The following is a 22,482-nucleotide window of genomic DNA, read 5'->3' as shown; positions in this document are numbered from 1 at the left end:
TCAGCCGCCGGGTGGCCATCAGGCCGTAACCGCGTTGCCGGCCAACGCAGTGTCCTCACTTTGCTGAAAATCACTGCTGCCTGAAGCGGGTTTGCCAGCGTATTGGAACGCGCCTTCGTCTTCGAAAAAGCTATAAAGGCTGTCGACGAACCGGCGCACTTTCAGCGGAATGAACCGATTGGAAGGATAGACCGCATGGACGGGGTGCGGCGGGTATTGCCATTGTGGCAGCACCACTTCCAGGTCTCCCGTTCGCAGGTACGGCTCGATCAGCCAGCGATTGGAGAGCGCAATTCCGAGACCGGCGAGTGCCGCACGGCGCAGGGTCGAAGAGTTGTTGACCAGCATTGTCGGCGTGATCTTGATAGACAGCTTTTCACCGATCGGACTGATGAACGGAACCCGGTTCCCGGTCGCGATATTCTTGTAAAGCAAGTAATCGTGATCGGGCAACTCGTCGGGATGGACAGGGCGTCCACGCTTATCCAGATAGGCTGGTGATGCCACCAGGCAGCGCTGAGCAAGCCCGAGCCTTCGGACAATCAGCCGGTCGTCCTCGATCTCGCCCATGCGGATTGCCACGTCGAGTCGTTGCTGGATGACATCGACAAACTGGTCGGACAACGACACATCCAGCAGGATACCGGGGTGATCCTTCTTGAAGCGGATCAGGAAGTCCGAAAGGATGGTTTCCGCGAAGCCAAGAGGCAGCCCCACCGATAGCGGCCCGGACATCTGGGCCTCCTCGCTCTGAACCGAGCGGTCGGCCTCATCCAGGCGCTCCAGAATATCCCTTGCATAGGCATAATAGCGTTCCCCGGCTTCCGTCAGGCTGAGTTGACGTGTGGTCCGGTTCAGCAGTCTGATGCCCAGATCGTCTTCAAGCGCCCGAACCTGCTGGCTGACGGCAGGTTGCGAGATGCCGAGAAGTTTTGCAGCTGCTGAGAAGCTGCCGAGATTGACGGCCTGCACAAAGCCGGAAAGGGAGGAAAGCTTGTCCATGGCGGTACCGGTTGGAGAGCGAGTGAGGAGCGACCTCATACATAAGCACGGATTATGAGTAATATAAGATATTGGCCGCTTTAAAAACAAAGCCAATGAAACACTTTTAGGGCTGCCGGACCGGTCCAACGGTTCGAGCGTCAAAGTTTTCCATCAGGTCGAGCCGGGAGGCCAATTATGACCACTTCACAGATTTCCGTTTCCAGACGTTCGCTGCTCGGTGCGGCTGCCGGGGCAGGGGCGCTCGCCGCTGCCGGTGGTGTCACTTTTCTTTCCGCACCCGCAGAGGCCGCTGTCGATCAGGCCGGAAAGCCGATGGCAGGCGCACTCCGCTACAAGGTCGGCGATCTTGAAATCACCGCCTTGCTCGACGGGTATCTCGATGTCACGCCGGAACTGGTGATCGGCTACGACGCATCAGAAGGGCAGCGCCTGAGAGATGCAGCCATGGTTGAAGGTGAGGCGTTGCGTATTCCCGTCAATGCCTACTTCGTCAACACCGGTGACCGGCTGATCCTTGTCGATGCTGGCACTTCGGATGCTCTGGGCCCGACCATGGGGCGTCTGCCGGATGCCTTGGCAGCCGCAGGTGTATCGCCCGATCAGGTGGACGCGCTGTTGATCACCCACATGCATCCGGACCACCTCTTCGGCGTGATCGATGGTGACGGTAACAAGGTGTTCAAGAATGCGGAACTGATCCTCCCGGAGGTGGACAAGGCCTTCTGGTTCGATGATGCGGCAATGAATGGCGCTCCCGAGCAGTTCAAACCGTTCTTCCTCGGTGCACGCAAGGCTGCCGATGCCTACAAGGACAGCCAGACCCTGATTTCCGGCGACAAGGAAATTCTGTCCGGCATCCGGCCGATGGCTCTTCCGGGGCACACGCCGGGGCATACCGGCTATCTGTTCGACAGCAACGGCGAAACCCTCGTGATTGCGGGCGATATCGTCCATATGGCCGTCTATCAGTTCAACCGGCCGGACTGGGGTATCGGGTTCGACATTGATCCAGGGCAGGCAGTGTCGACGCGCAAGACATTCCTGGACCAGGCTGCCGCCGACAAGTTGTTCTTTGCAGGCGCGCATATTCCGTTCCCCGGCATGGGCCGCGTTGCGAAGGACGGCGAGGGTTATCGCTTCGTCCCGGCCAACTGGCCCTACGCCTACTAACAAAGAACCTCTCGCTGGCCCGGCAACGCTGCCGGGTCAGCGCAGTCCGAACCCGGAGAAGGGCAGGAAGGACACCAGCTCACCCTTGCGGATCGAGGTCACGTCTTCAGGTATTTCGATAAGACCGTCGGCCTCGCGCAGGCCAGTGATCAGGCCGGATCCGTCGCGCTGGAATTTATGCGCTGCAAGTGATCCGTCTGGACGAGGCTTCAGATAGGCACGGTAGAATTCTCGGCGGTCCGGCTTTTTCTTGGGAACTTCGAAGGCTGCCGGAACCTGAAAGGCCTGCGGTTCCAGAAAGGCGCCGCCGCCAAGAACGCTGAAGACCGGCCGTGCGTAAAGCAGAAAACAGACCATCGCGGCAACCGGGTTTCCCGGCAGTCCGAGGACAACGCAGGATCCGATATTTCCGAACATCATCGGGCGGCCAGGCTTGATCGCAAGCTGCCACATGTGGCGTTTTCCGATCTTGTCCAGAACCTTGAGCATGTGATCTTCCTCGCCGCGGCTTGCCCCGCCGGTGGTCAGGATCACGTCATGGCTGGCTGCGGCCGTCGAAAGCACCTCTTCAAGTGCGTCGGCGTCATCTTTCAGAATGCCCAGGTCATCGATTTCGACAGGCAGCGTTGCGCACAGGCTGCGCAGCAGAAAGTGGTTGGAATCGTAAACGTCTCCGAGCGTGATGAGGTCGCCAGGCCGACGTAGCTCGTCGCCTGTCGACACAAGGGCCACCTTCAGTTTCCGGTAAACGGAAACGTCTGCCTGTCCGGTGGACGCGATTGCCGCGATATCTTGCGGGCGCAAGCGCTGACCGGGGCTCAGCAGCGTCGTTCCCTCCGCCACGTCTTCTCCCGCCTTGCGGCGGTTGGCACCCGTTTTCAGGCCTTGCGGCACAATCACGAAGTCCTGCCCATCCTGCTGGTGCGTTTCACAATCTTCCTGCATGGCGACCGTATCCGCACCGGGTGGCATCACCGCGCCAGTAAAGATCCGGGCTGCAGCCCATGGGCCAAGATCGGCGTTGCTCGCGTGCCCTGCAGCTATCCTCTGTTCCAGACGGAAGAACCCTCCGGCTTCCTCGAAATCGGCGTTGCGGAAGGCGTAACCGTCAACGGCCGAATTGTCGGCCAGTGGTACATTGCGGGGAGCGGTCACCGTATCTGCAAGGATGCGTTCGGCGACATCCTGCAGGGGCACGGTTTCGGTCTCGGCAATGCAATGCAGCCGCTGTTTCAGGATCTCCAGCGCCTCGTGGTGGCGCAAGCGGTCCTTGTCGTGCAGGAAGCAGTCATCCAGAAGCTGTTTACCGGTCATGTTGTCGGCCTTTTCAGCCCGAGATGAGTCTCGATGAAATTCGCCATGGCGGCAATGTCATCCAGATGAAATACCGGCAACACCTCGTCCGGTAAATCGTGATCGGTTGCGATGGCCAGAATATTCGGATCGGAAACGGCAAGGGGGCCGCGTTCGCTTGCCTCGGTTCTGCGTGCCTCGATCTTCGGATGGGGTTCGCTCTTGTAGCCTTCGATCAGGATCAGGTCGCAAGGAGCAAGCCGCTCCAGAACGTCTTCCAGCGGCGGCTCGTCTTCCTCTTTCAGTTCATGCATCAAGGCCCAACGGCGTCCGGACACCAGTGCAACTTCCACTGCACCTGCTTCGCGGTGCCGGAAACTGTCTGTTCCCGGCTTGTCGATATCGAAGCCGTGATGAGCATGCTTTACGGTCGAAACCTTCAGGCCCCGCGCGGTGAACTCGGCCACGAGGCTCGCCACGAGTTGTGTCTTGCCGGAATTCTTCCAGCCGGTGATGCCGAATACAGGGGGGGTGGTCATCTGGAATGTAAGCTCAGCGCGTCTCTGACAGTCGAAAGGTCATCAGGTTTGTTGGCATTGAAGAAGGGGTCCAACCCGCTGTCAGGATCCGCATCGAAGGCGACTTCGACACTGTCGTAACAGTCGACAAAGGCAAGCACCTTGCCTGTCTTGCCGGATTGCAGCCAGTCCTCGAGATCCGCTTTCAGGCTGACAGGCCACAGGCCGAAGACAGGGTGGAGCTTGTCCTCAGAGGAGGCGAGGGCAATGACCGGTCTGTCACCGGGGACTGCAGCACAGAACCGGCTGACAAGGCTGGTAGGGAAAAACGGCGTGTCACCGGCCACCGAAATCACATGGCTGATATCCGGTCGCTCGTTGTGAGCATAAGTCATGCCGGCAAGGACACCTGCCAGCGGCCCTGCGAAGTCGCCTACCGGATCTGCGGCAACAGGCAGCTGAAAGCGCGCAAACCGGTCTGGGTCACCATTGGCGTTCAGGATTATGTCGTGCAGCTGTGGTTTCAGGCGGGCGAGGATCATATCAAGCATCGTCTTGCCGCCAAGATCCATCAGGCTCTTGTCACCGCCGCCCATTCTGCGGGATTGGCCGCCGGCAAGTACGCAGCCAAGCACCTTGTTGCTCTCAAGGGACTTCTTGTGTCTGGTCATTCTGCCGGGACGCTCCCTTTTCGGCGGGCCGTATCCGGCTCGTCTTCCACGTCGCTTGCGGACATGTCGAACACGATCCTGTCGTGACCAGACAGGGCAACGAACCGCTTGCCGCGTGCGCGGCCGATCAGCGTAAGGCCGGCTTTGCGTGCGAGTTCGACGCCCCACGCGGTAAACCCCGAGCGTGACACGAGGATCGGAATGCCCATCATCACGGTCTTGATGACCATTTCGGAGGTCAGTCTGCCAGTGGTATAGAAGATCTTGTCGTGCGCGGGGATGTTGTTCAGGACCATCCAGCCTGCGATCTTGTCGACCGCATTGTGGCGACCGACATCTTCCATGTAGACCAGCGCACGGTCGTGCTGGCACAGAACACAGCCATGGATCGCCCCCGCCTCGAGATAGAGGGAAGGCGTTGTGTTGATGGTTTTGGTCAGCGCATAGAGCCAGGAAGTGTTGAGACGGGCGTCCTCAGCGAGTTGAACGGTATCGAAGCTGTCCATGACATCGCCGAAAACAGTGCCCTGGGCGCAGCCGGAGGTGCGCACCTTCTTCTTCAGCTTTTCCTCGAAATTGGTCTCACGCTCGGTGCGAACCACCACAACATCCAGATCGTCGTCATGGTCGATACCGGTGATGACATCGTCTTCGGCCAGCATGTTCTGGTTTTTCAGATAACCGACGGCGAGAAGGTTCGGATGATCGCCAATGGTCATCATGGTGACCACTTCCTGAGAATTCAGGTAGAGGGTCAGAGGCTTTTCCGTCACGACACGCGTTTCGACCGGTTGTCCGTCCTGATCGATACCGGTTACGGATGTCGAAAGACGCGAATCTTCCGGGTCGGGTTGCAGCACATATGAGCCTGACACAGGCAAACGACTCCATTTGCTTCGATTGTCTCAACACTATGGGACGCGATTGCCGCGGGGCAAGGTGTTACTTTGCCGTTTTGGTTCGCGAAAGTGCCATGAAGGCACCGCCGGCCAGCAGCCCCCAGAATGCACCCGAAACACCCAGGAAACTAACCCCGGAAGCCGTCACCATGAAGGTAATGATGGCACTGTCCCTGTCCGCGGGAGCCTTTGTGGCTTCGCTGATGGAAAAGGCAAAAGCCCCCAGCAGGGCCAATCCCGCAACGGCTTCGATCAGGATAGTCGGCGTGGCAGCGACAAAGGCCATCACCAGCCCTGCAAATAGGCCGAACAGGACGTAGACCGCACCTGCGGTCACTGCCGCCCAGTAGCGCTTTGCCGGATCCTTGTGCGAATCTTCACCCGCGCACATTGCAGCCGTGATGGCGGCAAGGTTGACCGCATGTCCGCCGAATGGGGCGGACAGCATACTGAAGACGCCAGACAGAGTGAAAAGCGGTCCACTTTTGGGGCGGTAGCCATAGGCGGACAGCACGGCGACCCCCGGGATGTTCTGGGACGCCATCGTCACGATGAAGAGTGGCAACGCGATACTGATCAATGCTTCCAGGGAAAACGAAGGCGTGATCCAGACTGGTTCGGTGATCGGCTGGACGTTGCTCAGGTCGATCGGGCCGCTGCCCGAAAGGCCGATCGCGAATGTCATGACCATGGCAAGGGGAACCGCGAAGAGCCTGACAAAGCGCAGGGCGATCGCCCAGACGGCAATGATGGCTAGCGCGCTGAAAGGCAGTTCTGCGACAGCTCTCACCGGCGCAAGGCACAGTCCGAACAGGACCCCTGCCAGCATCGCGTTGGCAAGTGGTGCCGGAATGGCCGCGACCGCCCGTCCGAAAGGCTTGATCAGGCCCGCAAGTACGATAAGCGCGCCACAGACCAGAAAAGCACCAACGGCTGCCGAAAAGCCTCCTTCGAGCGGGCCTGCTGTCGCAAGGAGCGCGGCACCGGGTGTCGACCACGCGATGCTAACGGGGATCTTCGTGGCGAGCGAGGCAACGATCGCGCAAAGGCCCATGGAAATGGATAGCGCCATCAGGCCGCTGGTTGCTTCGGCTGGGGAAGCGCCGGCTGCTGTCAGCCCTTGAATGACGATAGCGAATGAACTTGCAAAGCCGACAATGGCGGCAAGAAAGCCGGCTGATGCCGGCTGAAGGCCGGCGAACCTGCCTGACATGATGCAATCCCCCAGTTAACAAGGGCGCACAATATCGGCATGCCTGGCAATCGGACTAGGACCTTGCGGCCACGAACCGGATAATTTTGCGAAACATGAGATGAGCTGGGGCTCCGCGGCAGAAAACCCGGAGTGGCTCAGATCATCAACATGTCGTTGGTCAGGCGGCCTTCCTGAAGTTCCTGCGCGAAATGTCCGAACGCCCGGTAGGCTTCTTCCCGCGTTACGTCGGCAGGATGGTCAAGCAGGGGGCGCAGCACGTCGTGCTTGGAAGCGGCCAGGCCATCGGTCAGATCCCGGAAGAACATCAGTGAATTCGGGAACAGCCGGAAATCCGCCGGTTCGTGAATGATGCCCTCGATGGCTTCAAGACGCGGATCGTTCATCACGCAATAGACGGTATCAAGCACCGGGCCGGTCAGGCCTTCCAGAACCTGGATGATGTGCTGATCGACCAGCAGAAGCGCACCGGTTACGCCGGCCTTTCTGTTGATCCGCCGAATACGCAGCAACGTCTTGTCGATTTCGTCGGGCAGAGGCAGACGCATCTTGCCCCAGTTGATCTTGCTTCGGTAGCAGGCGCGGTAAAGTTCCATGGCGTGTCCATCCTTTTGCCGATGAAACCAGCCTGCGCTTCAATTCCTCACATTTGCTTAAAATTTGAATCAAATACGAAGAAGAGCTTTTCATGTTACCGAAGCGTTGCCAAGTCCTCCGCAAAAGTGTGCTTTGCAGCCCGGTGAACAGAACAAGAAAACTGTGCAAAACAACGTGCGCACATCTTTGTGTGGATAAGGAGGTCAGGCACCAGCTTCGAGCTTGAAATCCAGACTGGCTCTTACGGCAGGCCACTCGTGAGGAAGAATCGAATAAACCGCCGTATCCCTGAGCGCTCCGTTGGGCGAGCGCTGGTGGGATCGCAGAACACCATCCAGTTTGGCGCCTAGTCTTTCGATGGCGGCGCGGCTTTGGCGATTCATGAAGTGCGTCCGGAATTCGACCGCGATGCAGTCCAGTTCCTCAAATGCATGTGCCAGCAGCATGCGTTTGCATTCCGTGTTGAGGCGAGTGCGCTGCACCGCCTTGCGATACCAGGTCGAACCGATTTCGACGCGCTTGTTGGCCGCATCGATATTCATATAGGTGGTCATGCCGACGGCCTTGCCAGTTGGTGTCAACACGGCGAACGGAAGCATCGAGCCGGCTTCCTGAAGCGACAGCCGCCTTTCAATTTCCACCCGAACGGCATCCGGTTTCGGGACGCTGGTGTACCAAAGCTTCCACAGTTCGCCGTCGGCGGCAGCTTCAGCCAGGTCAGCGGCGTGGGATAGGCTCAAGGGCGCAAGTGTGCCGGTACCGCCCTTCAGGGTTACGGGGAGAGGCCAGGCCATCATGTGTCTCCAGTCGAATTGGCAGGTCAGAACGGGCGCTCTTCACCGCTCCATTTGAAGAACTTTCCGGTATCGGTAACAGACAGGGAACCGGCAATCTTCAAAATGCCCCGCGCCACATCCACCGGGTCATTGTCTGCCAGCTGGCCACCCATGTCTGTACGCACCCAGCCCGGATCTATCAGCGCGACCGGAATGCCTTCCGGTTCCAGATCGGTCGCCAGCCCCTGCATGACCTTGTTTACTGCCGCCTTGGAGGCTCGGTAGGCGAGGGTGTCCGACTTCCGGTATCCCATCCAGGCCATCTGGCTGGAGATGGTCAGGATTCGACCGGATCCCGACCGGCGCAAATGGGGCAGGAAAGCTTGCGAGACCGCCAAAGGTGCAAGGGTGTTGACAGCCAGGGTATCGGCAAAACCCTCGAAATCCATATCCAGTGCGCTTTGACGTTCCGGAGTGATGATGCCCGCGTTGTTGATCAAAAGGTTCAGCGGGGTGTCGAGGTCGCGGGCGACCGCGCGAACGGCGGCATGGTCTCTCACGTCGAAAACCAGCGGATGAAAATCTTTGCCGAGCCGTTCCGCTGTCTCGTCAGCGGACTGCTGCGTGCGGACGGAGCCGTAAACGGTCCAACCACTGTCCAGTGCGGCGCGGGCAAGTTCATAACCGATCCCGCGATTGGCTGCGGTGATGAGGCAGGTTGGCATGTCAAATTCCTGAAGCTGGAATGTCTTGGGAAGGACGCTGTGTAGGGCCGTAACAAATTAACCGGGCCGTCTGGCTGTTCAACGAAAACATTGTCTCCCTTTGAGGAGGGGTAACAATCGGGAGATCCAGCAGCAACCATGGCACCTTCGCTAACAATGAAGGCTTCTGAAGCTTGCAGCTTTCAACTGTGCAGGGCTTGTGTCGGATTCTCACCCCTTCTATGACTCGCGGTCTGAAACCGGAACGCGCCGTGCTTCATTTTGGCAGGTTGCCTGAATGGAGCGGCGAACTAGAGTTCGCACCGGAAATAGCCGGTTGAACACAGTGGCCGGTGTACGAAACAGGACCGAAAGATGACCGACACCATAAAAAGCGCAGTCATGGAACGACTGAGGCAGATCAAGGGACCGGACCTTGAAGGCGATATCGTCTCGTTGGGCCTTGTCTCGGACGTGTTTGTGTCCGATGGCCGTGTTGTTTTTTCCATCACCGTCCCCGCAGAACGCGCACAGGAGCTTGAGCCCCTGCGCCAGGCTGCTGAAAAGGTGGTCAAGGAAGTGGATGGCGTCGAAACCGTGATGGTCGCGCTGACTGCCGAACGTGCGGCGGGTGGCGCTCGCAATGCGGCGCCACAATCAGCTCCCAAACCAGCCCCCCAGCAGCCTCGACGACCTGCGGAAGAGCAGGCTCCCGCAAAACCGGGTGTGCCGGGCATCAAGCACATTGTCGCGGTTGCGTCCGGCAAGGGCGGTGTTGGTAAATCCACCACCACGGCGAACCTTGCGTTGGCGATGGCGTCCCTCGGCAAGAAAGTCGGCGTCCTGGATGCTGATATCTACGGGCCCTCGGTGCCGCGGCTGTTCAACGTTTCCGGCAGGCCGGAAGCTTTGTCGGGCAGGATGCTCAAGCCAATGGAAGGCTACGGCATCAAGGTGATGTCCATGGGCTTCATGGTGGAAGAGGAAACGCCAATGATCTGGCGTGGACCGATGGTGATTTCCGCGCTTACCCAGATGCTGCGCGAAGTGGCCTGGGGCGAACTTGACGTTCTTGTGGTCGACATGCCACCGGGAACCGGCGACGCCCAGCTCACCATGGCTCAGCAAGTGCCGCTGGCCGGAGCCGTGATCGTGTCGACACCGCAGGACCTTGCCCTGATCGATGCCCGCAAGGGTCTCAACATGTTCAAACGTGTCGATGTTCCCGTGCTGGGGATCGTTGAGAACATGAGCTACTTCCTGTGCCCCGATTGCGGTGGTCGCCATGATATCTTCGGCCATGGTGGAGCGCGCGCGGAAGCGGACCGGCTGAACGTTCCGTTCCTGGGCGAAGTTCCCTTGACGATGAAGATCCGTGAAACCTCCGATGCCGGAACACCGGTCGTGGTGTCTGATCCAGAAGGCTCGGTCGCAGGCATCTACAAGGACATTGCTGCCAAGGTACTCGACAGCATTGATCGGGAGAGCGCGGAACCCACACGAGCCGCCCCCAACATCGTCTTCGATTGATACAGGGCAGGGTCGATCCCTGAGTAATTCCTGATTAGGCGACGAGACAAGTTTTGGCCACGGCGAGAGCTGTGGCCTTTTTTCGTCCGGGTTTACCTGGCTGCAGGACTGGCGGTGTTGATCGCGGATTTATCCGTGAAATGCAGCAATTTCCACCCGTTGCGAAGGCTCCGGTCAAGCTTGAAAAGTTGAAACAATTTCAAAGCCAATGAGGGGAAACATTAGCGGTTTCCGCCGTCTTTCGATGGTGGGCCTGTAACAATTCAGGTTTTCACGTCCGGATCACGCGGCCAATATATATTCGAACATGAATATATCGCCCGCGAGGGTGAAAACCAAAAGGTTCCTACCCGGGCATGCTCACCAGCCGAACTCAGACTTCCAGCACCGATGCCAAACCATCCCTGGCGGTGCTTGTAGCGATTTCATCGGTCAGCCCGCTCGCCATGCAGATATACCTGCCGTCCCTGGCAGGGATGATGGTGGTCTTTTCCGCAACCGCGGGGGAGATCCAGCTGTCGATGTCCGCTTATTTCATCGCGGTTGCGGTTTCCCAGTTGTTCTGGGGGCCCTTGTCGGATCAGTTCGGCCGCCGGCCGGTAATCATTCTCGGCATGGCTTTGTTCGTAATCGGCAGCGTGTTCTGTCTGTTCGCACAAACAATTGAAGCCTTGATCGCCGCCCGGGTTCTTCAGGCAGCCGGTGGCTGTACGGGAATGGTTCTTGGCCGTGCGATCCTGCGTGATCTCTACAGCCCCAAGCAGGCGGCCAGCATGATCGGCTATGTCACCATGGGCATGGCAGTGATGCCGACAGTGGCACCCGCAATCGGCGGAATTCTGGATCAATATTATGGCTGGCAGGGCGGGTTTGTGCTGCTGCTGATGTTCGGTGTAGCGGTTCTGTGGGCAAGCATTGCGCTTTTGCCTGAAACGCACCTGAACCGAAAAGCGGCCGGGGGGCGGCAGATCCTGAAGTCCTACGCAACCCTCTGCCGTGAGCCGCTCTACTGGAGCTACAGTCTGACAGCGGCGTCCAACGCGCTTGCCTACTTCGCCTATCTGGGAGGGGCTCCCTTTATCGCCGCCGATCTCCTGTCCCTGAGTGCGCAGGAAATGGGGTTCTACTTCATGTTCGTGGCGCTCGGTTATATCGCAGGAAACTTCATCTCCGGCCGGTTTGCCGAACGAGTTGGCCTGTTTCCGATGATACTGTCCGGCACTCTCATCGGCGTTGTCTGCGTGGCAATTATCTCCGGGTTTGCCTATTTCGGAGCGTTGAGCGCACCCAGCCTCTTCCTGCCGATGTTCCTTCTTGGTCTCGGCAATGGGGTCTGCCTGCCAAGTGCATTGTCCGGTGCTGTCAGTGTGCGGCCTGAGTTGACGGGAGCTGCTTCCGGCCTCACGGCGTCACTTCAGGTCGCCATGGGCGCACTGGCCGGATCCATCGTCGCCTCGCTTTATGCCGATGGCCTGCTGGCCTCGTCGCCCTGGGGCATGATCCTGATGATGGGACTGGGCATCGGGTGCAGCCTGATCGCGACCGTCTGCATCAGGTTCTACACCACGCGCGCCGACCTCGTTCCGGCAGAATAGTTTTGCCGGTTTTCAAGGTCGCTGAACTTGCCGCTGCCTGGGTAACTGAAGTTTTGGCTGTTTAACCGCCGGTGACGCTCATGTGCCGGGAAACTGCAGGCTGGTTGCGGTTCCGGTCGATCACGAAATCATGCCCTTTTGGCTTCCGTCCGATGGCCTCATCAATCGCATCGTTCAGAAGGTCGTTGCCTTCCGAAGCGCGCAGAGGCGCGCGAAGATCCGACATGTCTTCCTGTCCAAGGCACATGTATAGCTGGCCGGTGCAGGTGACGCGCACCCGGTTGCAGCTTTCACAGAAGTTATGCGTCATCGGCGTGATGAAGCCGAGACGACCACCGGTTTCCTCGATGGTCACATACCGGGCGGGTCCGCCGGTCTTGTAGGGGATGTCCGTCAATGTGAACTGCTCGCCCAGGCGTGCACGCACGGTCGAAAGTGGCAGATACTGGTCCGTGCGGTCGCCGTCGATCTCGCCAAGAGGCATGGTCTCGATCAGGGTCAGGTCATGACCGTGCTCATGACACCACTCAAGCATTGTCACGATCTCATGCTCGTTGACGTCCTTGAGAGCAACCATATTGATCTTGATCTGGAGGCCAGCGGCAGTCGCTGCGCGGATTCCGTCCATGACCTTGCCAAGGTCGCCCCAGCGGGTGACTGCCTTGAATTTCTGCGGATCGAGCGTATCGATCGACACATTGATCCGGCGCACGCCGCAATCGTAAAGTTCCTGCGCGTAGCGGGCGAGCTGCGAGCCGTTGGTGGTCAGGGTCAACTCTTCCAGAGCGCCACTGTCCAGATGCCGGCCGAGGCTGCGGATAAGGCTCATGATATTCTTGCGGACCAGCGGCTCACCGCCGGTCAGGCGCAGTTTACGGACGCCTTTTTCGATGAAGGCAGTGCACAGGCGGTCGAGCTCTTCAAGGCTGAGCACTTCGCGTTTGGGCAGGAAGGTCATGTCTTCCGCCATGCAATACACGCAACGGAAATCGCAACGATCGGTCACGGAGACGCGAAGGTAGGTGACGGCGCGGCCGAACGGGTCGATCATCGGACCATGTGATTCCGCTTTTCCGATTGCCGCTTGTGCCGGGACCACAATCTTGCCGTCTGTCACGTTTCGCTCTCCCTCGATTTTTATCTTATCCAGATCATATGGCGTCGATGCGGGCAAGATCAATTGAAACCGGACTGCAAATGTCCGGTTTACGGCATCAGGTAAACTTGTGAGTGTACTCTTGTCAAATCAATTGGAAAGATGCCGGAATTCGCTCGCCTGCGCGACCGGGAGCCCGCATCGAAACGCCCACTGACGAGTGCATGGCCCGGTCACAATGCAGCGAGCGGCACCTTACTGGCCGCTCGCCCGGAATTGGAGCCAATAAATCCGGCACACCATTGATCCGATTGTGTTTTGCGGCGTATCTGAGCTGTAGCAAGCGGCAGGAGCAGCATGACAACACTTGTTTGGTTTCGACAGGATTTGCGCATCAAGGACAATCCGGCCCTGTTCGAGGCGGCCCGCAATGGACGTGTCCTTCCGGTTTTCATCCTTGAGCCAGCAGAGCAGGCCGGTGATACGCACCCGCTTGGCGGGGCAAGCCTCTGGTGGCTGCATCACAGTCTGGCGTCATTGAAGGCGGATCTGCCAGGTCTGACCTTCCTGCAGGGGAGCGCGAGACACCTGATCCCACAGCTCGCAAAGGAAGTCGGGGCCGAGGCTGTCTTCTGGAATCGATGCTACGAACCACATGCAATCGAGCGGGACACCGATCTCAAGAAGGTGCTGAAAGAAGACGGGTTTGAGGTCAAAAGCTTCAAGGCGTCCCTCTTGTTCGAACCCTGGGAACTGGAGACAAAATCCGGCGGCCCGTTCAAGGTGTATTCGCCGTTCTGGAAGGCTGCTCAGCAAAAGACCATCGATGACGCCTTGCCAGCACCGGAGAAGCTGGAATTTGCGGACTACGATGGCGGTGAAACGCTTGAGAGCTTTGACCTCTTGCCCACGAAACCGAACTGGGCAAAGGGATGGGAGGATTGCTGGCAGCCCGGTGAAGCCGGTGCTGCGGAGCGGCTGGACGGCTTCTTCGAGGAAGGCTTGAAGGGCTATGGCACATTGCGCAATCGCCCGGATCTGCCGAACGTGTCGCGCTTGTCACCGCATCTCCACTTCGGCGAAATCTCACCCCGACAGATCTGGCATGCAACGCAGAAGGTAATGGACCGGAAATCGTCGGTTGCCGGTGACGGTATGAAATTCCTGTCCGAGATTGCCTGGCGGGAATTTGCGTACCACTTGCTCTACCATTTCCCGAAATTGCCGTCGGACAACTGGCGTTCAACGTTTGATGCCTATCCCTGGCAGGAGCCGGGCGACGAGTTGGAGAAGTGGCAGAAAGGACAAACGGGATATCCGATTGTCGACGCCGGCATGCGCGAACTCTGGCAAACCGGATACATGCACAACCGGGTGCGCATGATCGTGGCGAGTTTCCTGATCAAGCATCTGCGTATTCATTGGCACCATGGCGAGGCCTGGTTCCGTGACACGCTGGTGGATGCGGACCTTGCCAACAATTCAGCAAGCTGGCAGTGGGTTGCAGGATCAGGTGCTGATGCTGCTCCTTATTTTCGGGTCTTCAACCCGATTACCCAGGGAGAAAAATTTGATCCGGAAGGTGTGTACATCCGCAAATGGGTTCCAGAGCTGCGCGATCTGGACACGCACTATCTCTTTGCGCCATTTGATGCCCCGGCCGAAACCCTGAAAAAGGCCGGTATCGCGCTTGGCGAGACCTATCCGAAACCGCTGGTCGACCATGCCAAGGCACGCAAGGCAGCGCTCGACGGTTATGAAGCGGTGAAGCAGGCGGGACAAGACGCCGCTTGACGGTGCCGGTGCTACCGGTATCGTCCGCGCGCAAGTCCCGGCGACATGTGCCGGGTGGAATCAAAGGACCCGGAGATGACCGACCCGACTGCTCCCTGGCCGACGGAACTACGCGTATCGAAAGACAAGAAGAGCCTGACTGTTGCTTTCAACACGGGTGAACGGCACGAATTGTCTGCTGAATATCTCCGGGTGTGTTCACCTTCGGCGGAAGTGAAGGGCCACAATCCATCCCAGAAGCAGACCGTGCCCGGCAAACGCAACGTCGAGATCATGAAGATCGAACCTGTCGGCAACTATGCTGTCCGTATCCATTTTGACGACATGCATAATTCTGGGATTTTTACCTGGACGTATTTCCTCGAGCTAGGCAGAGATCCGGAAGCACACTGGGGTGTCTACCTGCAGGAACTGGCGGACAAGGGCCTGACACGGGATCGTTGATTGAGAGCAGGCCGAGCTGGCTGAAGCCAGCTGGAATCAGATATAAAGGGCGAGGCTCGACCCAAGCCATCCCCCTCCATCAGGAGCAGCAGCCGAACTGCAGGGTCGTTTCATACTGGCAACCAGACGATCGTGCGTTCGCATAAGGAGGGACAGCGGCTGATGCACTCGATCTGGAGGTCGCACCATGAAACTTACTGCACCCGTTTTCCGCCTGAAGCGTGAAGCCAGGACACTCGCCCGCAGCAAATCCATCGCGTTGAGCCGGGCGTTGGACGAAATTGCTGTTCGCGAAGGTTTCAGAAGCTGGAGCCATCTCGCATCTGCTGTACGCGACCAAGGACCGTCGGTCAGGCTTTTGTCAGCGCTTGAACCAGGCGACATGGTCATCCTTGGTGCACGGCCAGGGCACGGCAAAACGGTGCTGGGGCTTGAGTTGCTTGCAGAAGCGGCCAAGGCCGGCAGAACGTCCGTGTTCTTCTCGTCAGAATGTTCTTATCGCGATGTTCGTATGAAGCTTTCCGCCAGCGGATACCGCGATCCGGAAAAATCGGGAACGTTCCGGATTAGGCTTTCCGACAACGTCTGCGCCGAGAAGATTGAAGAGACGCTGGCTGATGTTGTGCCGGGCTCCATAGCCGTCATCGATTATCTTCAGGTCATGGATCAGCATCGCTCGCAACCTCCGCTCGGTGCGCAGATCGAGGAGCTGAGACAATTTGCAAACAAGCGGCGTATCACGCTTGTCTTCCTGTCGCAGGTTCATAGAAGCTTTGATCCCGAGATCCGGTCACTGCCAGGGTTCTCCGATATCCGCACAACCAATCCTGTCGATTTATCGCACTTCGACAAGGGCTGTTTCCTGCACGACGGCGAGATGATGCTGTCCGGACATTGAGTTGCCCTTCCGGTCTTTGGGATCACCGGCCGGTGTCCTGCTGAACGCAGGGCACCGGTTGCTTGCACGTCTTGAAACGTCCTGGGTTTTCGCGGGCTAATTAGAGTTGTGGCTGGCTAAAGTCCGAGTTCACTCAGGCCAGGATGGTCTGCCAGGCGCGGGCCCTGAGGCCAGTGCATCTTGCGATCATTCGCGGAAATGGCGAGATCATTGATGCTGGCAAATCGGCGATGCATCAGTCCATTGGGTGCGAACTCCCAATTCTCGTTGCCGTAGGAGCGGTACCATTGGCCGGCCGCATCGTGCCATTCGTAGGCAAAGCGAACAGCAATCCGGTTGCCGGCAAAGGTCCACAGTTCCTTGATCAGGCGGTACTCCTGTTCCCTCTGCCATTTGCTGGTGAGGAATTCCACCACTTGCTCCCGCCCAACCGGAAAGTCCGACCGGTTCCGCCAAATGGTGTCCGGTGTATAGGCTAGCGAGACCTTCTCCGGGTTCCGGCTGTTCCAGCCGTCTTCCGCAGCACGCACCTTCTGGCGGGCGGTCTCAAGGGTAAAAGGCGGCAGCGGGGGGCGCTGTTCTGTCATCGCGCAAGCTCCAGGGTCTGAATTTGAGGAGACGAGGCCAACCCCGCATGAAGGCGGGCGTCCAGCGGCTGGGGGGCCGGGGTCAAGGCTGATGTGATCACAAGTACCCCGGCAACAAGTGCGCCGAAGAGGTAGAAGCCGCGCGGATATGCAGGTCTTGGTGAGAACATGGGTTTGCCTCGCAGTGTTAAACAGATAAAAGTGTACCGTTCTGTTCAGTTACGAGTTATATATGTACCGATCTGTACATGATAGCAAGGCGCTAACTTCGTGCTTGAGATCATTAAAACGTGAGGAGGTCGTGTTTCAGCTATTTGGGCAGCACCTATTTTGGGCATCTTGAACGATCGCTGATGTTTGACTATTTACAAGTCAGTACAGAAAGGAAGCTCATGCGACCAAGCAAACGCGATGAACTGGTACGCAAGTCTCTGGCTGTCTTTTACAGAGACGGTTTCCATGCGACCGGCATGGATACGCTTGTTGCTGAAACAGGCATCTCCAAGACGACGATGTTCAAGCATTTCAGAACCAAGGATGATTTGATCCTGGCGGTGTTGAGATACCGGGACGAGACTTTCCGGAACTGGTTCCTGCGCAGGCTGGATGAACGCGATATTTCGCCAAGGCAAAAGCTGCTCGCAGTTTTTGATATTCTGAAAGAGTGGTTCGAAGAACCCGGTTTCAAGGGATGTATGTTTATCAAGGCATCGGCTGAGTTTCAGGAACCAGTACACCCTGCATATGCCCAGTCCACCGAACACAAGCGCCTGCTTCTGTCGGCACTCAAGAGCCTTGCGGAAAAGGCGGGGGCTCGCGAGGCGGATCTGCTGGCACGTCAGATCCTCCTTCTCAAGGAGGGGGCAATCGTTGCCGCTCAGATGGGGTTCGACCCGGATCCGTCAGGCGCGGCAAAGAACGCGGCAGCGGTGCTGATCGATGCCTACATCCCGGAAAATTGATCAAGTCTGGGATCTAGATGTGAGCATCAAAAAAAAGCCGGGCAGGGCCCGGCTTTATTTCTTGATAATTGGTGCCGCAGTTTAGCGCTTCACGATGACCTTCGAACCAACAGTCACGCTGTTGTAGAGGTGGATCACGTCTTCATTTGCCAGACGGATACAGCCGGAAGAGACAGCCGAACCGATGGTCCACGGCTCGGTCGTGCCGTGAATGCGGTAGAGTGTCGAGCCGATGTACATCGCGCGAGCACCCATCGGGTTGTTCGGTCCACCCGGCATGTAAGCCGGAAGGATACGGCCTTTCGCACGTTCACGAGCACGCATCTGTGCAGGCGGGGTCCAGCTCGGCCATTCAGCCTTGCGGGTGATGCGGTGCGTGCCGGCCCACTGGAAGCCATCCTTGCCAACGCCGACGCCGTACTTCATGGCCTTGCCACCAGGCAGGACATGATAAAGACGGCGCTCGGAGGTATCGATGACGATCGTGCCTGCAGGGTACGGGCCATCATATTTCACGCGCTTGCGTTTGACCGGGGACGGGCCGCCCGGGTGATATTTCGGAGTGACCCAGGTGTTGGTGCTGTGGTCAAAGTAGCCATATCGCGGAGCTGCCTGAGCGGTCAGCGCAAAAGCGCCCGCCAGAACCGCAACCATTACAAATAAAAGTTTCTTCATTCCGATCCCCCATCAGCATCGGGCTCATGCCTCAACGATGCGATTCTCAATCAAAGTGACGTTACGAAAATGTCCTTGCCGCACTCTTAATTATTATGTCGCAAAACGGCGTTCGGGAAAATCTCACGTTGATGTGACCACCGACCATGTCCTGGGTCTGTGCTGAAATTGCAACGGATTTTTCGTGAAAAACGCGACGAAGACGCGTTCGCTCGCTGAGATTGTGGAATTTGCCCGTCTTGGCATAAATCGTCAGCTATCTTTGATCCGGATTGGGCGATTCTGTGCCTGTTTCCGAATCGTATGACCGCGATCCAAATCGCGCCAAAACGGCGCGTGGCTACTGTTGTTGGTCTGTCGACAGACAAAAAAGAACCCGCGGCAAAAACCGCGGGTCTGGTGTTTTCAACTGAAGCGGCGTTCAGCCGAGGTTCAATTCCTTGAAGAAGTCGTTGCCCTTGTCATCAATGACGATAAAGGCCGGGAAATCCTCGACTTCGATTCTCCAGACGGCTTCCATGCCCAGTTCCTCGAACTCGACCACTTCCACCTTTTTGATACAATCCTGCGCAAGGCGAGCGGCCGGACCGCCGATGGAGCCGAGATAAAACCCGCCATGAGCCTGGCAGGCGCGGCGCACCTGAGCGGAACGGTTGCCTTTGGCCAGCATGACCATGGAACCGCCAGCTGCCTGGAACTGATCGACGTAAGCGTCCATGCGTCCTGCGGTTGTCGGACCGAACGAACCTGAAGGCATTCCCTCCGGTGTCTTGGCCGGGCCAGCGTAATAGATCGGATGGTTCTTGAAATAGTCGGGCAGGGGCTCGCCGCTTTCCAGCCGGTCGCGCAGCTTGGAATGGGCAAGGTCGCGGGCAACGATCAGCGGTCCGGAAAGCGACAACCGGGTCTTGATCGGGTGTTTGGAAAGTTCGCCCAGGATTTCGGACATCGGCCGGGTCAGGTCGACCTTGACCACATTGTCGGACAGGTGGTCGTCGGTGACCTCCGGCAGGTATTTTTCCGGGTGCATCTCGAGCTGTTCCAGGAAAATCCCGTCTTTCGTGATCTTGCCGACGGCCTGCCGGTCCGCAGAGCAGGACACGGCGAGGCCGATTGGCAAGGACGCGCCGTGACGCGGCAGGCGGATGACACGCACATCGTGGCAGAAATACTTGCCGCCGAACTGGGCACCGACGCCGGTTGCCTGGGTCAGTTTGTGGATCTCGGCTTCCAGCTCAAGGTCACGGAAGGCATGTCCGAGTTCCGACCCTTGCGTCGGCAGGCCGTCAAGATAGCGGGCCGAAGCCAGTTTTGCTGTCTTGAGGTTCATTTCCGCAGACGTGCCGCCGATGACGATGGCAAGGTGATAGGGCGGGCAGGCAGCAGTACCGAGCGTGAGGATCTTTTCCTTGAGGAATTCCACCAGCCGGTCATGCGTCAGCAGTGATGGTGTGCCCTGGAACAGGAAGGTCTTGTTGGCCGAACCGCCACCCTTGGCCATGAACAGGAACTTGTAGGCATCTTCACCTTCGGCATAGAGCTCGATCTGTGCCGGCATGTTGTTGCTCGTGTTTTTTTCCTCGAACATGGAAATCGGCGCAAGCTGGGAATACCGCAGGTTCTTTTTGAAATAGGCGTCCCGGGAACCTTCGCCGAGTGCCGCTTCGTCCGACCCGTCGGTCCAGACCCGACGACCCTTCTTGCCCATGATGATTGCGGTGCCCGTGTCCTGGCACATCGGCAGAACACCGTGGGAGGCGATGTTCGCGTTTTTCAGGAGGTCAAACGCAACGAATTTGTCGTTCTCGGTCGCTTCCGGATCTTCCAGGATCTTCTTCAGCTGTTCCAGGTGGCCTGGACGCAGGAAATGGTTGATGTCCTTGAAAGCCTCTTCGGCAAGAAGGCGTAGACCTTCAGCTTCGACAACCAGTACCTCTTCGCCGTTGAACTCGGCTGTCTTGACGTGGTCCGACGTCAGTTTCCGATACGGGGTCTTGTCTTCTCCCTGAGGGAAAAGGGCGCTGTGCTGATAAGCTGGAGGTGTGAGCGGAGCGTTCATAGGAGGCTTTCCTGATCTGGCTGCTTCCCGTCACATCGGGAAACGCTGGAACGTTGAGTGCTGTTCTCATACGGCAAAAAGGCTGCGGACGCCAAGTGCCGCAGCCTGATCAAATGGTCGGAGCCGGAAGGCTTGTTTGCCGAACGCGATGTCAGCGGATCGCCGTAAGATCCAGGGTAACGGTGACGATATCTCCGACCGTGTCGGTACCGACGCCGCTGCCAAGCTGATAGTCGAGCCTGTTGACGATGGCCGTCCCCTTTGCTGTGGCGGTGTCGCCCGCGATGTCCAGGGTGAAATCCATCTCGACCGGCTGGGAAATTCCCTTGATGGAGAGCGTGCCCTGTGCCCGGTAGCTGTTGCCTTCGACAAGCTCGACAGTGTCGGACGTGAATTCAGCCGTCGGGAAGTCCCCGGCGTTGAACCAGTCCTTGCCAGGCAGGGTGCCATCGAACTGGGCATTGCCGGTGGTGGCGCTCATGGGTTTGATTTCAGCGCTGATCTTGGCGGTTTCAGGGGTCGCAGGATCAAAATCGATGTCTGCTTCCCAGGACGCGAAGACGCCAGTCAGCGTGCCGCCTCCCTGTTTCACTTCAAAGCCGAGCTTGCTCTTGTCCGGATCGACTTTCCAGGTGTCGGCAAACGCCGGTGCGGTGAAGGTCGTCGCCGACAGGACTGCAACGGCATATGTAAAATGCTTCAATGTCATCTGCGGATTTCCAGTTCGTGTTGTCAGCTATCGGCTTTGGCGGGTGCGGTTGAAATCATGCGTTTCAACGTGGTGTCGCGGGCGATGAAGTGGTGTTTCAGCGCTGCTGCGACATGAACGGCAATCAGCGCGATCAACAGATAAGCCCCATATTCATGCAGCAGCTTGAAGAAGGTTTCCGCCTGTTCCTGCGAACCAAGCACACCTGGAACCGGCAGATGCGGCACTGGCCAGGTGTTGAACAGGATGGTCGGAATGCCCCACGGCGAAGCCGACACCATGAACCAGCCGGTCAGTGGCAGAGCAAACAGAAGCGCGTATAGGCCGACATGTCCCAGATGCGCCCCGACCTTTTCCAGCGGGTGCATGTTGTCAGGCAGTTTCGGCGAAGGATTGAGAAGGCGCCAGACAAGACGGAGCACGGCAAGCGTCAGCACCACAAAGCCGATCGACTTGTGCAACTGATAGAGCTCAAAGGTTGCCTGTTCGGTTGGCGGAAGCTGGTGCATGTAGAGGCCGAGGCCAAGCATGCCGATGATCAAGACGGCCATCGTCCAATGGAACGCAATGGCGATCCTTCCATACCCGGTTGAAGTGTTTCGCAGCATGGCGGCTCCTGGAAAACGGAGGCCGGTCTGTCCGGCCTCCGAGGGTGTTCACTTAGTTGGTCGCGTCGGACTTCAGAGCTTCGGAATGGAAGGTCACGGTAATGTCGTCACCTACATAGGGAACATACATGTCCATTCCATAGTCGGAACGCTTCAGAACTGTGGAAACGGCAAAACCGGCAGCTTCCTTTTTCGCCATCGGGTGCTCACCAAGTGCAGTGACATCAACGGTCAGGGTCACCGGCTTGGTGATGTCCTTGATGGTCAGGTCGCCGGTCACTTCCAGCTGGTTGTCACCGGTCTTTTCGACCTTGGTGCTCTTGAAGGTCGCCTTCGGGAATTTTTCTGCGTCAAAGAAGTCCGCGCTCAGGAAGTGCGCGTTGCGCTCTGCCCAGAACGTGTCGAGGCTGCCGACGTCGATCGTGAATTCGATGGAGGAATTGGCAGGTGTGTCCTTGTCGATCAGCAGCGTGCCTTCCCATTCGCCGAAACGGCCTTCGGTCGTGGAGTAGCCAAGGTGGTTATAGGAGAAAGCCAGGTTGGCGTGGGACTTGTCGAAGTCGTAGGCCACCGGTTCGGCAAGGGCGGTGCCTGCGACGAGGGAAAGGGCAAGCGCAGAAGCTGCGAGACGGATCATGATCAAACCTCATAGATGTTACCAGAAGCGTTCGCTCATGAA

At 58.1% G+C, this 22,482-nt stretch carries 23 protein-coding genes; 7 read left to right on the top strand and 16 right to left on the bottom strand.

Annotated elements, in window-relative coordinates; genetic code table 11:
* Positions 1 to 18 precede the first annotated feature (18 nt).
* Positions 19 to 1,002 (bottom strand): LysR family transcriptional regulator, encoded by a 984-nt coding sequence (locus FIV05_RS22175; RefSeq protein WP_209009750.1) that lies wholly within the window; start codon positions 1,000 to 1,002, stop codon positions 19 to 21.
* Between the two features lie 177 nt (positions 1,003 to 1,179).
* Here FIV05_RS22175 and FIV05_RS22170 point away from each other — a divergent pair, with 177 nt between their 5' ends.
* Positions 1,180 to 2,175 (top strand): MBL fold metallo-hydrolase, encoded by a 996-nt coding sequence (locus FIV05_RS22170; RefSeq protein WP_152510993.1) that lies wholly within the window; start codon positions 1,180 to 1,182, stop codon positions 2,173 to 2,175.
* Positions 2,176 to 2,211: 36 nt separating this feature from the next.
* On the opposite strand, the gene glp is transcribed toward FIV05_RS22170, so the two are convergent.
* The 8 genes from glp to FIV05_RS22130 all read right to left on the bottom strand — a co-directional run bounded on the left by glp (position 2,212) and on the right by FIV05_RS22130 (position 8,867).
* Positions 2,212 to 3,489: a gephyrin-like molybdotransferase Glp gene (glp, locus tag FIV05_RS22165; protein WP_152510992.1), complete on the bottom strand. Its 1,278-nt coding sequence runs from the start codon at positions 3,487 to 3,489 to the stop codon at positions 2,212 to 2,214.
* Positions 3,486 to 4,007: a molybdopterin-guanine dinucleotide biosynthesis protein B gene (mobB, locus tag FIV05_RS22160; protein ID WP_152510991.1), complete on the bottom strand. Its 522-nt coding sequence runs from the start codon at positions 4,005 to 4,007 to the stop codon at positions 3,486 to 3,488. Before mobB ends, glp begins: the two co-directional genes overlap by 4 nt.
* The gene (gene mobA, locus FIV05_RS22155; protein ID WP_152510990.1) at positions 4,004 to 4,657 is read right to left on the bottom strand and encodes a molybdenum cofactor guanylyltransferase MobA; all 654 of its coding nucleotides are present in this window, start codon (positions 4,655 to 4,657) and stop codon (positions 4,004 to 4,006) included. Before mobA ends, mobB begins: the two co-directional genes overlap by 4 nt.
* Complete coding sequence (gene fdhD / locus FIV05_RS22150; protein WP_152510989.1) at positions 4,654 to 5,532, bottom strand: formate dehydrogenase accessory sulfurtransferase FdhD; 879 nt, start codon at positions 5,530 to 5,532, stop codon at positions 4,654 to 4,656. Before fdhD ends, mobA begins: the two co-directional genes overlap by 4 nt.
* A gap of 67 nt (positions 5,533 to 5,599) precedes the next feature.
* Positions 5,600 to 6,769 (bottom strand): benzoate/H(+) symporter BenE family transporter, encoded by a 1,170-nt coding sequence (locus FIV05_RS22145; protein WP_152510988.1) that lies wholly within the window; start codon positions 6,767 to 6,769, stop codon positions 5,600 to 5,602.
* A gap of 137 nt (positions 6,770 to 6,906) precedes the next feature.
* A complete protein-coding gene (locus tag FIV05_RS22140; RefSeq protein WP_152506763.1) occupies positions 6,907 to 7,365 on the bottom strand; it encodes a BLUF domain-containing protein in 459 nt (152 codons plus the stop codon).
* Positions 7,366 to 7,569: 204 nt separating this feature from the next.
* Positions 7,570 to 8,160, bottom strand: a complete 591-nt coding sequence (locus FIV05_RS22135; protein ID WP_209009748.1) for a GNAT family protein — start codon at positions 8,158 to 8,160, stop codon at positions 7,570 to 7,572.
* 26 nt (positions 8,161 to 8,186) lie between these two features.
* Positions 8,187 to 8,867, bottom strand: a complete 681-nt coding sequence (locus tag FIV05_RS22130) for an SDR family oxidoreductase (protein WP_152510986.1) — start codon at positions 8,865 to 8,867, stop codon at positions 8,187 to 8,189.
* A 354-nt stretch (positions 8,868 to 9,221) separates the two neighbouring features.
* Between FIV05_RS22130 and FIV05_RS22125 the strand changes: the two genes are divergently transcribed.
* Positions 9,222 to 10,376, top strand: a complete 1,155-nt coding sequence (locus FIV05_RS22125; protein ID WP_062488941.1) for an Mrp/NBP35 family ATP-binding protein — start codon at positions 9,222 to 9,224, stop codon at positions 10,374 to 10,376.
* Positions 10,377 to 10,732: 356 nt separating this feature from the next.
* Positions 10,733 to 11,971 carry a multidrug effflux MFS transporter gene (locus tag FIV05_RS22120; RefSeq protein WP_152510985.1) on the top strand — a complete coding sequence of 413 codons (1,239 nt, stop codon included), beginning with the start codon at positions 10,733 to 10,735 and terminating at the stop codon, positions 11,969 to 11,971.
* A 61-nt stretch (positions 11,972 to 12,032) separates the two neighbouring features.
* Here the strand turns inward: FIV05_RS22120 and moaA are convergent, their stop codons facing one another.
* A complete protein-coding gene (moaA, locus tag FIV05_RS22115; RefSeq protein ID WP_031268810.1) occupies positions 12,033 to 13,022 on the bottom strand; it encodes a GTP 3',8-cyclase MoaA in 990 nt (329 codons plus the stop codon).
* A gap of 402 nt (positions 13,023 to 13,424) precedes the next feature.
* On the opposite strand from moaA, the gene FIV05_RS22110 reads away from it, so the two are divergent.
* The 3 genes from FIV05_RS22110 (at position 13,425) to FIV05_RS22100 (ending at position 16,203) form a co-directional block, all read left to right on the top strand.
* Positions 13,425 to 14,861 (top strand): deoxyribodipyrimidine photo-lyase, encoded by a 1,437-nt coding sequence (locus tag FIV05_RS22110; protein WP_152510984.1) that lies wholly within the window; start codon positions 13,425 to 13,427, stop codon positions 14,859 to 14,861.
* Positions 14,862 to 14,936: 75 nt separating this feature from the next.
* Positions 14,937 to 15,305, top strand: a complete 369-nt coding sequence (locus FIV05_RS22105; protein WP_055656473.1) for a DUF971 domain-containing protein — start codon at positions 14,937 to 14,939, stop codon at positions 15,303 to 15,305.
* 187 nt (positions 15,306 to 15,492) lie between these two features.
* The gene (locus FIV05_RS22100) at positions 15,493 to 16,203 is read left to right on the top strand and encodes a DNA helicase (RefSeq protein WP_152510983.1); all 711 of its coding nucleotides are present in this window, start codon (positions 15,493 to 15,495) and stop codon (positions 16,201 to 16,203) included.
* 116 nt (positions 16,204 to 16,319) lie between these two features.
* Here FIV05_RS22100 and FIV05_RS22095 read toward each other — a convergent pair whose 3' ends face one another.
* A complete protein-coding gene (locus FIV05_RS22095; RefSeq protein ID WP_152510982.1) occupies positions 16,320 to 16,790 on the bottom strand; it encodes a nuclear transport factor 2 family protein in 471 nt (156 codons plus the stop codon).
* A 392-nt stretch (positions 16,791 to 17,182) separates the two neighbouring features.
* Here FIV05_RS22095 and FIV05_RS22090 point away from each other — a divergent pair, with 392 nt between their 5' ends.
* Positions 17,183 to 17,752 carry a TetR family transcriptional regulator gene (locus FIV05_RS22090; protein ID WP_152510981.1) on the top strand — a complete coding sequence of 190 codons (570 nt, stop codon included), beginning with the start codon at positions 17,183 to 17,185 and terminating at the stop codon, positions 17,750 to 17,752.
* An 81-nt stretch (positions 17,753 to 17,833) separates the two neighbouring features.
* Here FIV05_RS22090 and FIV05_RS22085 read toward each other — a convergent pair whose 3' ends face one another.
* The 5 genes from FIV05_RS22085 to FIV05_RS22065 form a co-directional block, all read right to left on the bottom strand.
* Positions 17,834 to 18,427 (bottom strand): L,D-transpeptidase, encoded by a 594-nt coding sequence (locus FIV05_RS22085; protein ID WP_031268808.1) that lies wholly within the window; start codon positions 18,425 to 18,427, stop codon positions 17,834 to 17,836.
* A gap of 421 nt (positions 18,428 to 18,848) precedes the next feature.
* A complete protein-coding gene (locus FIV05_RS22080) occupies positions 18,849 to 20,486 on the bottom strand; it encodes a fumarate hydratase (RefSeq protein ID WP_075283804.1) in 1,638 nt (545 codons plus the stop codon).
* A 151-nt stretch (positions 20,487 to 20,637) separates the two neighbouring features.
* Positions 20,638 to 21,195 (bottom strand): YceI family protein, encoded by a 558-nt coding sequence (locus tag FIV05_RS22075; protein ID WP_152510980.1) that lies wholly within the window; start codon positions 21,193 to 21,195, stop codon positions 20,638 to 20,640.
* A 23-nt stretch (positions 21,196 to 21,218) separates the two neighbouring features.
* Positions 21,219 to 21,803 (bottom strand): cytochrome b, encoded by a 585-nt coding sequence (locus FIV05_RS22070; RefSeq protein WP_152510979.1) that lies wholly within the window; start codon positions 21,801 to 21,803, stop codon positions 21,219 to 21,221.
* A 52-nt stretch (positions 21,804 to 21,855) separates the two neighbouring features.
* Positions 21,856 to 22,440 (bottom strand): YceI family protein, encoded by a 585-nt coding sequence (locus FIV05_RS22065; protein ID WP_022999451.1) that lies wholly within the window; start codon positions 22,438 to 22,440, stop codon positions 21,856 to 21,858.
* Positions 22,441 to 22,482: the final 42 nt, after the last annotated feature.

It is taken from the genome of Labrenzia sp. THAF191a (genome assembly GCF_009363335.1).
GTDB lineage: Bacteria > Pseudomonadota > Alphaproteobacteria > Rhizobiales > Stappiaceae > Roseibium > Roseibium algicola.
This window is presented reverse-complemented; position numbering and strand designations above follow the sequence as displayed.